Source organism: Nocardia sp. NBC_00881 (genome assembly GCF_045207455.1).
GTDB lineage: Bacteria > Actinomycetota > Actinomycetes > Mycobacteriales > Mycobacteriaceae > Nocardia.
In genome coordinates, this window is record NZ_CP108798.1 from 2,813,796 (window position 1) to 2,827,779 (window position 13,984).

Annotated in this window: 15 protein-coding genes; 5 read left to right on the forward strand and 10 right to left on the reverse strand. The window is 68.5% G+C overall.

What is annotated here, in order from left to right; genetic code table 11:
• Positions 1 to 43: 43 nt before the first annotated feature.
• The 3 genes from OH799_RS11065 to pyrR form a co-directional block, all read right to left on the reverse strand.
• Entirely contained in the window at positions 44 to 1,381 is a 1,338-nt protein-coding gene (locus OH799_RS11065; RefSeq protein WP_406278849.1) for a dihydroorotase, read from the reverse strand.
• Complete coding sequence (locus OH799_RS11070) at positions 1,378 to 2,337, reverse strand: aspartate carbamoyltransferase catalytic subunit (RefSeq protein ID WP_406278852.1); 960 nt, start codon at positions 2,335 to 2,337, stop codon at positions 1,378 to 1,380. The genes OH799_RS11065 and OH799_RS11070 overlap by 4 nt, the downstream gene beginning before the upstream one ends.
• A 65-nt stretch (positions 2,338 to 2,402) precedes the next feature.
• Complete coding sequence (gene pyrR, locus OH799_RS11075) at positions 2,403 to 3,035, reverse strand: bifunctional pyr operon transcriptional regulator/uracil phosphoribosyltransferase PyrR (RefSeq protein WP_357261333.1); 633 nt, start codon at positions 3,033 to 3,035, stop codon at positions 2,403 to 2,405.
• A 200-nt stretch (positions 3,036 to 3,235) separates the two neighbouring features.
• Between pyrR and OH799_RS11080 the strand changes: the two genes are divergently transcribed.
• Both OH799_RS11080 and OH799_RS11085 read left to right on the forward strand, forming a co-directional pair.
• Entirely contained in the window at positions 3,236 to 3,862 is a 627-nt protein-coding gene (locus OH799_RS11080) for an alpha-ketoglutarate-dependent dioxygenase AlkB (protein WP_406278855.1), read from the forward strand.
• A 53-nt stretch (positions 3,863 to 3,915) separates the two neighbouring features.
• Entirely contained in the window at positions 3,916 to 4,629 is a 714-nt protein-coding gene (locus OH799_RS11085) for an HD domain-containing protein (RefSeq protein ID WP_406278858.1), read from the forward strand.
• 99 nt (positions 4,630 to 4,728) lie between these two features.
• Here OH799_RS11085 and OH799_RS11090 read toward each other — a convergent pair whose 3' ends face one another.
• Entirely contained in the window at positions 4,729 to 5,304 is a 576-nt protein-coding gene (locus OH799_RS11090; RefSeq protein WP_406278861.1) for a helix-turn-helix domain-containing protein, read from the reverse strand.
• 85 nt (positions 5,305 to 5,389) lie between these two features.
• Here OH799_RS11090 and OH799_RS11095 point away from each other — a divergent pair, with 85 nt between their 5' ends.
• The gene (locus tag OH799_RS11095; protein WP_406278864.1) at positions 5,390 to 6,370 is read left to right on the forward strand and encodes a zinc-binding alcohol dehydrogenase family protein; all 981 of its coding nucleotides are present in this window, start codon (positions 5,390 to 5,392) and stop codon (positions 6,368 to 6,370) included.
• Between the two features lie 99 nt (positions 6,371 to 6,469).
• The gene (locus OH799_RS11100; protein WP_406278867.1) at positions 6,470 to 7,642 is read left to right on the forward strand and encodes a serpin family protein; all 1,173 of its coding nucleotides are present in this window, start codon (positions 6,470 to 6,472) and stop codon (positions 7,640 to 7,642) included.
• 56 nt (positions 7,643 to 7,698) lie between these two features.
• On the opposite strand, the gene OH799_RS11105 is transcribed toward OH799_RS11100, so the two are convergent.
• Together OH799_RS11105 and OH799_RS11110 are read right to left on the reverse strand one after the other, a co-directional pair.
• Positions 7,699 to 8,931, reverse strand: coding sequence for an FAD-dependent oxidoreductase (locus OH799_RS11105; protein ID WP_406278870.1), 1,233 nt, complete (start codon positions 8,929 to 8,931; stop codon positions 7,699 to 7,701).
• 104 nt (positions 8,932 to 9,035) lie between these two features.
• A complete protein-coding gene (locus tag OH799_RS11110) occupies positions 9,036 to 9,569 on the reverse strand; it encodes a DUF4334 domain-containing protein (RefSeq protein WP_406278873.1) in 534 nt (177 codons plus the stop codon).
• A 444-nt stretch (positions 9,570 to 10,013) separates the two neighbouring features.
• Here OH799_RS11110 and OH799_RS11115 point away from each other — a divergent pair, with 444 nt between their 5' ends.
• On the forward strand, positions 10,014 to 11,282 hold the full coding sequence (locus tag OH799_RS11115; RefSeq protein ID WP_406278876.1) for an SLC13 family permease: 1,269 nt from the start codon (positions 10,014 to 10,016) through the stop codon (positions 11,280 to 11,282).
• Between the two features lie 77 nt (positions 11,283 to 11,359).
• Here OH799_RS11115 and OH799_RS11120 read toward each other — a convergent pair whose 3' ends face one another.
• The 4 genes from OH799_RS11120 to OH799_RS11135 are packed head-to-tail and all read right to left on the reverse strand — an operon-like array spanning position 11,360 to position 13,903.
• Positions 11,360 to 11,623, reverse strand: coding sequence for a YciI family protein (locus OH799_RS11120; protein WP_406278879.1), 264 nt, complete (start codon positions 11,621 to 11,623; stop codon positions 11,360 to 11,362).
• A complete protein-coding gene (nusB, locus tag OH799_RS11125) occupies positions 11,620 to 12,129 on the reverse strand; it encodes a transcription antitermination factor NusB (protein WP_406278882.1) in 510 nt (169 codons plus the stop codon). The genes OH799_RS11120 and nusB overlap by 4 nt, the downstream gene beginning before the upstream one ends.
• A 31-nt stretch (positions 12,130 to 12,160) precedes the next feature.
• Positions 12,161 to 12,724, reverse strand: a complete 564-nt coding sequence (gene efp, locus OH799_RS11130; protein ID WP_406278885.1) for an elongation factor P — start codon at positions 12,722 to 12,724, stop codon at positions 12,161 to 12,163.
• Between the two features lie 48 nt (positions 12,725 to 12,772).
• The gene (locus OH799_RS11135) at positions 12,773 to 13,903 is read right to left on the reverse strand and encodes a M24 family metallopeptidase (protein WP_406278888.1); all 1,131 of its coding nucleotides are present in this window, start codon (positions 13,901 to 13,903) and stop codon (positions 12,773 to 12,775) included.
• Between the last annotated feature and the right edge of the window lie 81 nt (positions 13,904 to 13,984).

Here is a 13,984-nt window from a genome sequence, read left to right on the forward strand (position 1 = left end):
CACCCGGTCGGCTTCGGTAAGAGGTTGCGCCATAATCGCTCATCTACGCCTCCGCACGGTTCCCCACCGCTTTGCCCTCGCGCGCGGTCACCCGGCCCCGCAACAACGTCGTGGTGACTCGGGCCGGAAACGTCATCGCTTCGAACGGCGTGTTGTTCGAGATGCTGGCGAGCTCGGCCGCGCGCACCGTCCAGGTGGCGTTCGGGTCGACCAGCGTGAGGTTGGCCGGCTCGCCGACCTCGAGCGGCCTGCCGTGCTCGTCGAGGCCGACGATCTCGGCGGGGCGCTCGCTCATCACCCGCGCGACGCCGCGCCAGTCCAGCAGCCCCGGCTCGACCATGGTTCGCACGATGATCGACAACGCGGTCTCCAAGCCGAGCATGCCGGGGCGGGCTGCGGCGAACTCGCAGCACTTGTCCTGTTCGGCGTGTGGGGCGTGGTCGGTGGCGACGCAGTCGATGATCCCATCGGCCAGCGCCTGCCGCAGCGCGGCAGCGTCTGAGGCCTCGCGCAGCGGCGGGTTGACCTTGTTCACCGCGTCGTAGGTCTCCAGCCGCGAGTCGTCCAACAGCAGATGGTGCGGGGTGACTTCGGCGGTGATCGAAATGCCCTGGGACTTCGCCCATTTGACCAATTCGACCGTGCCCGCGGTGGAGGCGTGGCAGATGTGCACCCGCGCACGCGCGTCGCGAGCCAGCAGCGCATCCCGTGCGACGATCGACTCCTCGGCCGCGCGCGGCCAGCCCGCCAGCCCGAGCCGGGCAGCGGTGGGGCCCTCGTGCGCGACAGCGCCCTTGGTCAGCCTCGGCTCCTCCGCGTGCTGGGCAATGAGCACGCCGAGCGAGTTCGCGTACTCCAGGGCCCGGCGCATGATCAGCGGGTCGTAGACGCAATGGCCGTCGTCGGAGAACATGCGCACCGCCCCGATACCCGCCGCCATGGTGCCCATCTCGGCGAGCTGCTTGCCCGCGAGCCCGACGGTGACCGCGCCGACCGGGTACACGTCGACCAGGCCGACCTCTTTGCCTCGTCGCCACACGTGATCGGTGACGACCACCGAGTCGGCGACCGGGCTGGTGTTGGCCATCGCGAACACCGCCGTGTACCCGCCGAGCGCGGCGGCGGCGGAACCGGACTCGATGGTCTCGGTGTCCTCCCGGCCCGGCTCGCGCAGGTGGGTGTGCAGGTCGACGAAGCCGGGCAGGAGAATCTGTCCCCGCGCGTCGATGACCTCGGCGTCCACGATCCCGAGATCCGTGCCGATCTGGCGGATCTCGCCGTCGGCGACGAGCACGTCGACCGGCTCGCCCTCGCCGTACAGCAGCGCACCCTTGATCAGCGCCGTGCTGTTCTCGGTCATGCTCATTGCTCGCGCGCTCATACGAGGGCCTCCTGTGTCCCGATGAGCAGGCGGAAGAGGACGGCCATGCGCATGTGCACTCCATTCGTGACCTGTTGCAGCACTGCGGCTTTCGGGGAATCCGCGACCGAGGACGCGATCTCCATGCCGCGCAGCATCGGACCGGGGTGCAGCACGACGGCGTGGTCGTCCAGCAGGGCCGACCTGCGTTCGGACAGCCCGTAGCTGATCGAGTATTCGCGGGCAGACGGGAAGAACCCGCCATTCATCCGCTCGGCCTGCACCCGAAGCATCAGCACCGCGTCGGCGCCGACCAGCTCGGCGTCCAGACTGTGCGAAACGCGGGCAGGCCAGGTCTCGACGCCGACCGGCAGCAGTGTACGCGGCGCGACAAGCACTACCTCGGCACCGAGCGTGGCCAGCAGGAAGACGTTGGACCTGGCGACCCGGCTGTGCAGGATATCGCCGACGATGACGACCCGCTTGCCCTCGATGTCACCCAGCCGCTGCCGGAGGGTGAGCGCGTCCAGCAGTGCCTGGGTGGGGTGCTCGTGGGTGCCATCGCCCGCGTTGACGACGGCCGGACCGGAGGCGCGGCCTTCCGAGACCGCCCACTCGTCCAGCCAGCGCGCGATCTGGTGCGCCGCGCCGGAGGCCGGATGCCGCACGATCAGCGCGTCGGCGCCCGCGGCGTGCAGCGTCAGCGCGGTGTCGCGCAGCGATTCGCCCTTGGAGACCGAGGAACTGCTCGCGCTGACGTTGATCACATCCGCGCTCATCCACTTGCCCGCGACCTCGAACGAGACCCGGGTGCGGGTGGAGTTCTCGTAGAAGACCGTCATCACGGTGCGCCCGCGCAGCGTGGGTAGCTTGCGCACCTCGCGGCCGAGCAGCGCCTGTTCGAACCGTTCGGCTTCGTCGAGCAGTTCGGTCGCGGCGGCGCGATCGAGGCCGGCGACGGTCAGCAGATGCCTCACGCCCGGACCCCCATGGCCGTCACCGGGTCGGCCAGGCGGGGCGAGGCTTCGCGTGTGCGGCCCATCTACGCCTCCTCTTGGTGCAGGTAGACGCCGTCACGACCGTCGTGCTCGGTGAGCAGCACCGAGATGTCCTCGGATCGGTTGGTCGGCACGTTCTTGCCGACGTAGTCGGCGCGGATCGGCAGCTCGCGGTGGCCCCGATCGATCAGCACCGCGAGCTGCACGCCACGCGGGCGGCCGAGATCGCGCAGGCCATCGAGCGCGGAGCGGACGGTGCGACCGGAGAACAAAACGTCATCGACCAGGACGACCAACGCGTCCTCGATGCCACCCTCGGGCACGGAGGTGCGCTCCAGGGGCCGGTGTGGCCGGCTGCGCAGGTCGTCGCGGTAGAGGGTGATGTCAAGGGAGCCGAGGGCCGGGCGGACGCCGGAGAACTCCTCGATCTTGTCGGTCAACCGCGCGGCCAGCGTGGTGCCCCGGGTGGGAATGCCGATAAGCACCACGCGCGGCGGTTCCGGCTCGCCCGCGTCCACCGCGGTCTTCTCGATGATCTGGTGCGCGATGCGCGCGATAGTCCGGCCGACATCGGAAGCCGACAACAGCTCCCGCCCCGCCGCCACCCACTCCGGGGTGTGTCGCTGCGATGTCTCGCCAGCGCCGGACTTGACGGCCCGCTCTTCGGGCACAGCCATGCCGACCTCCTTCCCCGCCTCACCGGACGGTCCGTTAAAGGATGTCTTACGACAAGCAGCGTAGCAGCGCCCGTTTCCCCGCTTTCACCAGGCATATCGCGCTGTGAGCCAGGCCACGGGCGCGACTGTGAGATCGACCACTCAACGCACCCTCAGCTGAGGACTAGTACATATGTTCGATCGGATATACGCTGGAAGCCATGTCGACACCGCTGCAGGGATCGCTGCTCGACGGGTTCGGTGCGACCGAATTCGGGCCGCTGCGCGAGATCCGCCGGACCGCGCTGGACCACGGCGCCTGGATCGATGTGCTGCCTGGATGGCTCTCCGGTGCGGACGCACTGTTCGACCGGCTGGTCGAGGACGTGCCGTGGAAAGCGGAGCGCAGGCCGATGTACGACCGGGTGGTCGACGTGCCCCGGCTGTTGAAGTTCTACGAGGAACAAGAACCGCTGCCGGATCCGGCATTGGCCGACGCACGCACAGCGCTGAGCGACCATTATCGGCGCGAGCTCGGCGAACCGTTCCGGACGGCCGGGCTGTGCTACTACCGGGACGGGCACGACAGCGTCGCGTGGCACGGTGACACTTTCGGCCAGGGCGCGACAGATGACACCATGGTCGCGATCGTGTCGATCGGGGCGCCGAGGGCGCTGCTACTTCGGCCGCGCGGCGGCGGCGCGAGCATCAAACACCTTGTGGGACATGGCGATCTACTGGTCATGGGCGGCTCGTGCCAGCGGACATGGGAGCATGCTGTGCCGAAGACCCGCAAACCCGCCGGACCGCGGATCAGCATCCAATTCCGCCCACGCGGCGTTCGGTAGTTCGTTGCCCGAACGTATTCTCGAGTGTCACCTGGCGACGTTAGATTGGCAGCATGAGCAATCCAGCGGCGGCGGTCTTGGCCGTGATGCCGCTGCACACGATCAGCGAGGTCTACGGCGAGTCCGGGCTGCGTGACCGACTCCTGCTGGAAATCGCCGAGCTGCCCGACATGGAACGTCTCGTCGCCGCGCTCGACTTGGCGGCCGATCTGCACCGCGAGGACCGCTATGGACGCGAACCATACCTCAATCATCTGCTGCGCGTGGCGATCCGGATCATCAGCCACTACGAGGTTCACGACCCCGACGTGGTCGCGGCCGGACTGCTGCACGACTCGGTGGAAGACCACGCGGCCGAGCTGGCCGCGGACCGCACCGGCCCCGCCGCACCGGCCGCGCTGCGCGAACTCACCGAGCGGTTCGGCAAGCGGGTAGCCGACCTCGTCGCCGCGGTGACCAATCCCGAACCAGACCCCTCGATCGACCGGCAGGCCCAGTACCGCGAGCATGTGGCGGCCAACCTGGACGGCGACCCTTGGGCCCGGATCATCAAGCTCTCCGACTTCACCGACAACGGCGTCGGCATCCTCTACGCGACCGGCCCCGCGATGCCTAAGCTCGCCGCCAAGTATCGCCCACTCACCGAGGTGTATCGCGAATTGGTCAATCGGCCCGACACCCCCTTGGCCGACCACGTCAGGCAGCATATCCTGGGCCAACTCGACCGCGCGGACAAGCGCTTCAACGCCATTCTGGCGCGGGACTGAGCCCGGAATCGAACCCGGATCACCGAGCCCGCGGCCGAATTCCGCCGCAGCGCCGTCTCACCTCCACACCGCTCACCAGCAACGCACAGGCGTGAGCGGTTATGCCGCGCGCAGCACCGATTCGACAAGTTCGCGGACTCCGGCCAGCAGCCGATCGGTCTCGCCTGCGCGGACCATGCGCGGCACCAGCTCGCCGCTGAGTGAGCCGAGCAGTAGTCGGCCGACCACTTCGGCGTCCAGATCCGGACGCGCCTCACGCAGCAGCGTGGTGATGTGGTTGTCCCAGAACGCGTGGAACTCCGCGGTCCGTGGATGCGGTGGCACGGTGCGATAGGCGACCATCAGCTCGGAATTGTCGATCACCAACCGCGCCATCGCATCGAAGTAGGCGATCAGGCGCGTATCGGCGGGCGCGCCGGGCCCCAGCGGCGGCGGACCGCTGGTGATCGCGTTCATGAGAGTGAGCGCACTCTCGGCGACCATCTCGTGCAGCAGCCCGGCGCGATTGCCGAAACGGTGAAAAATTGTCCCCTTCCCCACCCCGGCGGCGGCCGCCACGCGGTCCATGGTGATCGCCTCGGCGCCGTGCTCGGCGAGCAGGGCGGTGGTCGCGTCCAGGATCGCGCGCCGGTTGCGCGCCGCATCCGCCCGTTCCCTCGGTCGCCCGTCGGTCATCGCTCCCGCTTTCATTGACAAGTTGACCGACGGTCCATATCGTTGCGAACATAACTGGACCGACAGTCAACTTATGGAGTTCGTGATGCAGGCAATCGTAATGACGGCGCCCGGAGGACCAGACGTGCTCGTCGCCACCGAGATCCCGGCCCCACGGGCGGGCGCCGGCGAGGTGGTGATCCGCGCCGAGGCGATCCCGGTACTGTTCCCGGAGACCAAGCTGCGCTCCGGCGAGTTCCCGCTCGGCGCGCAGCCGCCGCTGGTGTTCGGGTTCCAGGCCGCCGGCGAGGTCACCGAGGTCGGCGCGGACGTCGATTCGGCACTGATCGGGCAGCGAGTCGTCGTAGACACCAAGGGTTTCGGCGCCTACGCCGAATTCGTCGCCGCGCAGGCGGATTCCGTGACGCCGATTCCGGACGGATTGTCCTCGGTGGACGCGGCGGCGGTGCTGATGAACGGGTCGGTGGCAATTCCGCTGCTGGAGACCGCCGCGCTCACCGGTGCCGAGACGGTCCTGATCGAGGCGGCCGCCACGGGCATCGGCAGCGCCCTTACCCAACTCGCCGAGAAGTACGGCGCGGCCCGCGTCATCGCGACGGCCGGTGGTACGGGAAAGGCGGAACAGGCCCGCAAGCTCGGCGCCGACCAGGTGATCGACCACAATGACCCGGCGTGGACCGCCCGGCTGCGCGAAGACCTCGGCGGCGCAACCGTGGACGTGGTCTTCGACTCTATCGGCGGCACGACCGCCTTGGACCTGCTCGACCTCATGACGCCCCTGCGCGGCCGGATGTTGGGTTACGGCTGGTTGGCCGGCGCACCCGCGCAGGTATCGGCGAGCGACCTGATCATGCGCGGCCTCACCTTCACCGGTTGCGCCGGACCCGCCTGGCTGGGCCGGGTAGCCCGAGCGCGCGCCGACGTTCTGACCCTCGCGGCAGAGGGCAGACTAGATCCGCTGGTCGAAGCGATCCTGCCGCTGGATCAAGCCAGCCGGGCGCACCAGCTGCTGGAGGATCGGACACCGCTGGGCAAGATCGTGCTGCGTCCAGGGCTCAGCGGCTGATAGGACCGGCCACGACGTCCACCCGGCCGTCCGCACGGACGGGTGACGCTTTTATGGAACGTCGCGAGCACGGCAGCGCCCGTCGTTAGGGTGGGTTTCGTGCGGACTTCTCTGGGACCCCATATCGGTGCAGCCAATGCGCTGACAGCGCGATGGTGCGCGGAGGTCCGTGAGGGCGACTTCGTGGTATCCGGCGCCGGGGTGTGGCCATTGCTGGCGTTGCTCGCTTCAGCGGCAGAAGGTCCGGCACGGGAGGAGTTGGCGCAGGCGGTCGGAGTGCCCGCGGAGGCGGGGCAGGACGGCGCGCTGAGGCTGCTGCGCGACCTCGACCGCGCACAGGCGGTCTGCGCGGCGTTCGGAACGTGGGTGCGCCGTGATCTTCCGCTGCACGAGGCGTGGTCAGGGCGCTTGCCCACGGGCACCGTCGCACGGTTGGCCGGGCAGGACGTGCTCGACGCCTGGGCGGCCCGGCATACCGACGGGCTCATCGAGCGATTCCCGCTCGCGGTGGATCCGGACGCGCTGCTGGTACTCGCGACCGCGCTCGTCGCGAAGACCCGGTGGCGCGTGCCGTTCGAGATCGACACGCTGCTACCGAAGAACGGTCCGTGGCAAGGACATCGCGGACCCGGGTTGTCGCGCACGAGCAATGATCTGAGCAACGCCGTGATCCTGGACGCGCCCGAGCCCGTCACGCGTGTCATCGTCGAGGGCGTCACCGACCTCGACGTGCACCTCCTGCTCGGGGCGGGCGCTCCCGGTGGCGTCCTCGGAACGGGTCTGGCCGCCTTGGCCGACGCGGTACCGATCCGCACCGATCTGCCGGTCGGTATCGAAGCGCCAGGGCTGACCGTGCGCACCGAATCGATCATGTCGAACACCGACCAGCTGCGGATCCGGCTGCCACCCTTCGAGATTCGATCGAGCCACGATCTGCTCGCCGGATCCGACCTGTTCGGGCTTGCCACCGCGGCCGACTGCACCCGTGGTCATTTCCCCGCGATCTCCACGGTGCCGCTGTGTGTCGGCCAGGGCGCCCAAGAGGTCCTCGCACGGTTCACGCACGAGGGTTTCGAGGCCGCCGCGGTCACCGCGTTATCCCTGCGCTACGCCAGCGCGGCACTGCGGCGGCAGCGCGTGACCGTTGTCTCCGCGACATTCGACCGGCCGTTCGGCTTCCTCGCCGTGCATCGGCCGACGGGCATGGCGGTCGTCGCCGGATGGGTTGCCACACTGCCGGATTCGGCGCCCGCTACCGACAGTTCGCGGTAGCGAGGAAGATCTCGCAGCAGATCGCATAGCCTGGCACGGGACGGCGGGCGGCGGGGTCAGGCCGGACGGCGAGCGAAATCCGGTGCGTGCTCCGGCAGGGCGCCGCGAGCAACCAGGAACGGTGGGACGCTGCGCAACACGGGAACCCGGCGCAGGATGCGGACCGGCAGTGGTGCGCGCGTGGCGGTGGCGATATCGATCCGTCCGTCGAGGGCCGGGGCGATCGCACTGGCGTGCAGGAAGCGCTGCATTCCCTGCGTCACGACGGTGGGGAAGGCCCTCCGGCGCTGCACCTTCGCCAGTTCCCTGGTCCCGACCGTGCCGGAGAGCAACGGTGCGGCCAGAACTCGCGCCGCCGCCACGGCGTCCTGCACCGCCAGGTTGATGCCGACACCGCCGACCGGGGACATCGCGTGGGCCGCGTCGCCGAGGCAGAGCAGACCGTTGGTATACCACTTGGTCAGGCGGTCGAGCTTCACCTCCAACAGCTTCACCTCGTCCCAGCTGGTCAACGCGTCGACACGGTCGCGAAGCCAGGGGGCGGCGTCGGCCATGGTGCGCATGATGTCCCCGACCGGACCGCGCCGCGCGACCTCGTCGGCGCCCTTGGCGATCAGCGTCCCACACTGCCAGTAGTCGCCCCGGTCGAGCAGCACCGCCGCACGGTGGGCGGTGACGATCGGAAGCGCGCCCGCCGGGTCGGTCTCGGCGCGTGGCAGGCGAAACCACCACACATCCATCGGAGTGGGCCACTTCCTGCTCGGCAGTCCCGCGGCACACCGCAGCACGGAGGCGCGTCCGTCGCAGGCCACGGTGAGCTCGGCCTCGATCGTGCCGGTCGTGCCGTCGGCGGTCCGGTAGGCGACGCCGCCCACCTTGCCGTCGGTCCAGATCAAGTCGGTGGCCTCGGTGGTCATCCGCAGCCGGAAGGTCGGCTCCGGCGCGGCGGCGCGCGCGAGTAGGTCCAGCAGATCCCATTGCGGCACCATGGCGATGTACTTGTGCTTGCCCGGCAGATTCTTCAGCGTGACCAAGGTCTGCATGCCGCCAGCGGTCGGCAGCTGTACCTGGTCCACCTTGCGCGCGGGCAGTTTCGCGAACTCCGCGCCGAGGCCCAGCTCGTCGAGCAGGTCGAGTGTGGTGGGATGCACGGTGTCCCCGCGGAAGTCACGCAGGAAGTCCTTGTGCTTCTCCAGCACGGTTACGTCGACGCCGGCGCGCGCCAGCAGCAGTCCGAGAATCATTCCGGCCGGCCCACCACCGACCACCAGGCAGGTCGTGCGTTCCATCGACTGTCTCTCCCTCGGTCGCCGCCGCAAAGGTATCGCCTGCTCGGGCAAATCCTAATGCGAGGCGTGCCGCGCCGGACCGGATCGAAGGCGGCCCGCGGAACTCAACCGATGTCCCTGCGCAGGATGAAGAAGTACGGCTCGGTCATGCCGCGCAGATCCATCACACCGAGCAGGGTGTGCTCGTCCGCGCGCCGGAAGTGATCGATGATAGGCAGATGGTCGTAGACCATCGCGGCACTGGCCACGCCGCGGTACTCGATGTCGCGCAAACGAGCTTTGGGCTTGCGGGTTCGCAGCGCGGGCCGGAGATAGGGCAGCATCCTCCGCATGGCGCGCACCCCCGACAGCGGCACCCGCCCGGCCAGCCCGAGTGGAATCCGGCGCGGGTCGACGGGGAACACAGTGCCGCGCGCGGTGAAGAGCAATGGGTGCACGTCGTCCGGCCCGTCGAACTGCTTGCCGTACCACCCGGAGGCGACGAGTACGCCGTCGAACGTATGCCCGGTAGGCAGTTCGTCACCGCGCCAGCGCCCGGTCGTGATCTCCTCGACCCGGGCCGCAGGCAAGCGATCGAACAGCACCCATACCTCCGCCGCAGTGCGGATGTTCATTGCATTCAGCTCGTTCGCGGCCATGGCTCCACTCCTCACGGATAGCAACATTGCGAGAGATAATCTATCTGTCTCTCGGAGCGGGACGTCCATCGGAAAGTGACCGACTCGGGCAGGTGTTGTCCAGCTCACCGGACTCCCACCGCGACAACCCGATGACGGGCCGGCAGAGGCCGGCGATGTTGCCCTCGAACTTGCCTCGGCCGTCCGGCCCGAGTGCGGTCTGGATCGCGGGCGCCGTCCGGGTCCACGCCACCGGGAGCATCCAGAGATCGCGTTGCCGTCGGCGCCGCCGGTCGCACTCCACCTGACCGGTGGAACGCCAACGACGGACGCGGAGCGCGTCGTGCGCAGCCACCCAACGGAATCGCACAACCGGTGGCTGTGACGTGCGTCCGCCCACCCTGCTACGTACACCGACAGTGGAGCCCGGACCGAAAGACAAGGGCCCAGCTGAAATGTTGCATGATGGCGGGCGTGTCTCAACAGGTCGACTCCTCCGAGCGGAATCCGTCCTCGCGGGCCATTGCGCCGCCGTCCGCCCCGAAGGGACGGCTCAGCGTCCTCGATGGGGTCCGGCTCTCGTTGTTGGTTGTCGGACTGCTGTGCGTGCTCACCGGACTGCTGCCGCGTGCGGAGGCCGCCGCGAACATGCGTCGCATCGGCCCGCTACTGCTGTTCCTCGGCAGCGTGATCGTGCTGGCCGAGCTGACCAGGCAGGCCAAGGTCTTCGACGTCATCGCCCACCGCCTCGCGATCCTCGGTCGCGGCCACTACCCGGCGCTGTTCTTCCTGTGCGTGCTGTTCGCCTCGGCCACCACGATCCTGCTGAACCTCGATACCACGGCCGTGCTGATCGCACCCGTGATGCTGGCGCTCGCGACGCCCGCCCGGATTCCACCGCTGCCGTTGGCCATGACCACCCTGTGGCTGGCCAACACCGCGAGTCTGCTGCTTCCGGTCTCCAACCTCACCAATCTGCTCGCCGCCGACCGGGTGGCGATGACCGCGACGGGGTTCGCGGCGAGAATGTGGGCACCGCAACTGGTTTCGATCGCCGTGACAATGTTGTGTCTGTGGATCTGGTATTGGCGGCGCGGACGACGCCAGGCGGACCGCTACGTGCCACCCCAGCCGATCCACCCAGCAAACTTCCGGGAGCGTGCGCTGCTGTTCACTACGGCCGGAGCATGTCTGCTCTTCATCCTCGCGATCCCCATCCTCGGCGACCGAATCGGCATCGCGGCCGCCATCGCCGCGGCCATCGCGGTGGCGGCCTTCGCCGTGTTCGACCGTGCCGCGCTGCGGCTGTCGCTCATCCCGTGGCAGCTGCTCGTCTTCGTGATCGGATTATTCCTTGTGGTGCCGACCCTGAGCAGATTCGGCCTCGATCACCTGATGCGTGCACTGATCGGCACCGACCCCGGCGCGGCAGGCACTTACCGGGCCGCCGCAGCGGGCGCCGGCCTCTCGAACCTCGCCAACAACCTTCCTGCCTACACCGCGGGTGAGGCAGTCGTCCCGGCAGCGAACCGGAATCAGCTACTCGCGTTGCTGATCGGCACCAACATCGGCTCGGTCGTCACACCGTGGGCCTCGCTCGCCACGCTGCTGTGCCTGGAATTCTGCCGAACGCACAATGTCCGCGTCCCCATGTCGCGGTTCGTCCTCACCGGCGTCGCCCTCGCCGTCGTCGCCACAACCGGGGCGGTCGTCGCACTGCTGGTCACGGGTTAGCCGGGCTCGCGGCCAGACCGCCGACCATCACGTCGGCTTCGAGCGCCCTCACCTGGTCCACCCCATACCTGCGGAACTCACGTCGGAGTGGTGATCTCCCACTCATAGACTGTCAGTTCCGAGGAGCCGGTGGTGTGCACGGGATCGGTGAAAGCGATCTTCCGTGCAGCGTCGAGGTTTTCGGCAAAGATGACGTACGCGCCACCGGTGTCGTCGGTGAAACGGCCACTCTCCTGCAGCTGCCCCCGCTCGACGAGCTGCTCGAGGAACTGCTTGTGCGGCTCGATCACGGCGGCATCGAACCGCGGCGTCCGCATCACCAGCACGAGGTACTTGTTCACGACTCGGGCTCCTGGCGCGGGGCGCGGGTCGCGGCGGCCGCGGCGCGCACCTGCGGCGCGAGCAGGACAACCTGGCCGAGTACACCGTTGACGAAGGACGGGGAGTCATCGGTAGACAACTCTTTGGCCAGCTCCACGGCCTCGTCCACGGCCACCACCGGGGGGACGTCGCCCGCATGGAACAACTCCCACACCGCGATACGCAGGATGGCGCGGTCCACGGCCGGAAGCCGCGACAACGTCCAGTCCTGCAGATAGGACTCGATGGTGCCGTCCACCCGGTCCAGGTCGTCGGCGACGCCCTCGACCAGGGTGCGCGTGTAGGCGTGCACCGGCGCGACCGCCTGGTCGCGGGTGGCCAACTCGGCTCGCTCGTCGAGCAGGTCGGCGGCGTCGATATCCCTGGCCTCTGCCTCGAACAGCAGGTCGACCGCCCGGCGGCGGGCCTTGTGCCGCGCGCCGAGCTTCTTGAACGAGGACTTCTTGTCCACAGGCTGTTCCGCCACGGTCACAGATCCCGGTCGCCGCGTCCGGCGATCAGGCGTTGACTCGGCCGAGATAGCTGCCGTCGCGCGAGTCGATGCGCAGCTTGTCGCCGGTGTTGATGAACAGTGGGACCTGCACCTCGGCGCCGGTTTCCAGGGTGGCGGGCTTGGTGCCACCGGTGGAGCGGTCACCCTGCAGGCCGATGTCGGTGTGCTGCACCAGGAGCTCGATCGACACCGGGAGCTCGACGTACAGCGGCGCACCCTCGTGCGTGGCAACCTGCACGGTCATGTTCTCGAGCAGGAACCGGGCACCGTTGCCGATGGTCTCCTCCGAGATCGAGATCTGATCGAAGGTCTCGCCGTCCATGAAGACGTAGTCCGAGCCGTCGTGGTAGAGGTAGGTCATGTCGCGGCGGTCGACGTTGGCGGTCTCCACCTTCACGCCGGCGTTGAAGGTCTTGTCGACCACCTTGCCGGACACGACGTTCTTCAGCTTGGTCCGCACGAACGCGGGGCCCTTACCCGGCTTGACATGCTGGAACTCGACGATCTGCTGGAGCTGACCGTCGATCTTCAGCACTAGGCCGTTCTTGAAGTCGCTGGTGTCCGCCACTGTCCTCGGATCTCCTCGTTCTACCACTCGGTCTAGGGCCGACCACCGTCAGTCGACGACGGTCAGGTCTTTGCTGGTGTGGGTGAGCAGCTCCGGGCCCCCTTCACGCACCACGAGAGTGTCCTCGATCCGGACCCCGCCGCGGCCGGGAAAATACACACCTGGTTCGACGGTCACCGCCACGCCCGACAAAAGTGTACCGGTTCCCGTTTTCGCGATTCCCGGCGCTTCGTGGACCCGGAGCCCGACCCCGTGCCCGAGACTGTGCACGAACAGCTTGCCGTGCCCAGCTGCCTCGATCACCGACCGCGACGCCGCATCCACATCGGCGACCTGCACCCCGGGTCGCAGCGCCTCGCGTCCCGCGCGCTGAGACTCCTCGACCAGCGCGTACACTTCCCGCTGCCAATCGGTCGGCGCGCCGAGCACGAAGGTGCGGGTCATGTCGGAGTGGTAGCCGCCGACCACAGCGCCGAAGTCCAGCTTGACGAAATCGCCCACGCCGAGCACAGCCTCGGTCGGACGGTGATGCGGGACGGCCGAATTCGCTCCGGTCGCCACGATCGTCTCGAACGCGACCGCTTCGGCGCCGTGCTCGAACATGGCCCACTCGAGATCCCTGGCCACCTGACGTTCGGTGCGGCCGGGGCGCAGGGCGCCGCGCTCCAACAGCGTGGCGAGACCCGCGTCGCCCGCCGCGCATGCCGCACGCAGCTGGTCGACCTCGTAGGCGTCCTTCACCATGCGCAACTGCTCCACCAGGCCGGGCGTGGCGACGAACTCCAGGCCGGTGCACAGTTCGATGAAGCCGTGGTGCTGGTCGACGGTGACGACGTGGCTCTCGAAACCGACTCGGCCGAGTTGCCACTCCCCCGCCAGTTCCACGATCCGGCGGGCAGTGGCCCGTGCGATCTCCGCGCGGAGGTCCGGCACCTGCTCCGCGACCTGCGTCCGGTAACGCCCGTCGGTGCCGATCACCGTGCGCTCTTCGGCATCGTGTGTGTCCCAGGAGCACACCAGCACCGCTGCGTTGGACCCGGTGAATCCGGTCAAGTACCGGATGTTGACCAGGTCGGTGACGAGCAGCGCATCGACCCCGTTCTCGACGAGCAGGTTCCGCAGCGCCCCGCGGCGCGCGGCGAAATCTGGGCGGAGCGGCGGGGCGTGGTCAGCACACATGGGTCCAAACTACCGCCGGAATGTCGCGATATGGCCACTCAACACGTACGGCCGAGCTCTCCTGCTTTCCACGACAGACGC

Bases quoted from the DNA above. Each gene is read 5' to 3' on its own strand.
- OH799_RS11065 (WP_406278849.1), bottom strand. From the start codon at position 1,381: ATGAGCGCGCGAGCAATGAGCATGACCGAGAACAGCACGGCGCTGATC.
- pyrR (WP_357261333.1), bottom strand. From the start codon at position 3,035: ATGGCTGTGCCCGAAGAGCGGGCCGTCAAGTCCGGCGCTGGCGAGACA.
- OH799_RS11080 (WP_406278855.1), top strand. From the start codon at position 3,236: ATGTCGACACCGCTGCAGGGATCGCTGCTCGACGGGTTCGGTGCGACC.
- OH799_RS11085 (WP_406278858.1), top strand. From the start codon at position 3,916: ATGAGCAATCCAGCGGCGGCGGTCTTGGCCGTGATGCCGCTGCACACG.
- OH799_RS11090 (WP_406278861.1), bottom strand. From the start codon at position 5,304: ATGACCGACGGGCGACCGAGGGAACGGGCGGATGCGGCGCGCAACCGG.
- OH799_RS11095 (WP_406278864.1), top strand. From the start codon at position 5,390: ATGCAGGCAATCGTAATGACGGCGCCCGGAGGACCAGACGTGCTCGTC.
- OH799_RS11105 (WP_406278870.1), bottom strand. From the start codon at position 8,931: ATGGAACGCACGACCTGCCTGGTGGTCGGTGGTGGGCCGGCCGGAATG.
- OH799_RS11110 (WP_406278873.1), bottom strand. From the start codon at position 9,569: ATGGCCGCGAACGAGCTGAATGCAATGAACATCCGCACTGCGGCGGAG.
- OH799_RS11115 (WP_406278876.1), top strand. From the start codon at position 10,014: ATGGCGGGCGTGTCTCAACAGGTCGACTCCTCCGAGCGGAATCCGTCC.
- OH799_RS11135 (WP_406278888.1), bottom strand. From the start codon at position 13,903: ATGTGTGCTGACCACGCCCCGCCGCTCCGCCCAGATTTCGCCGCGCGC.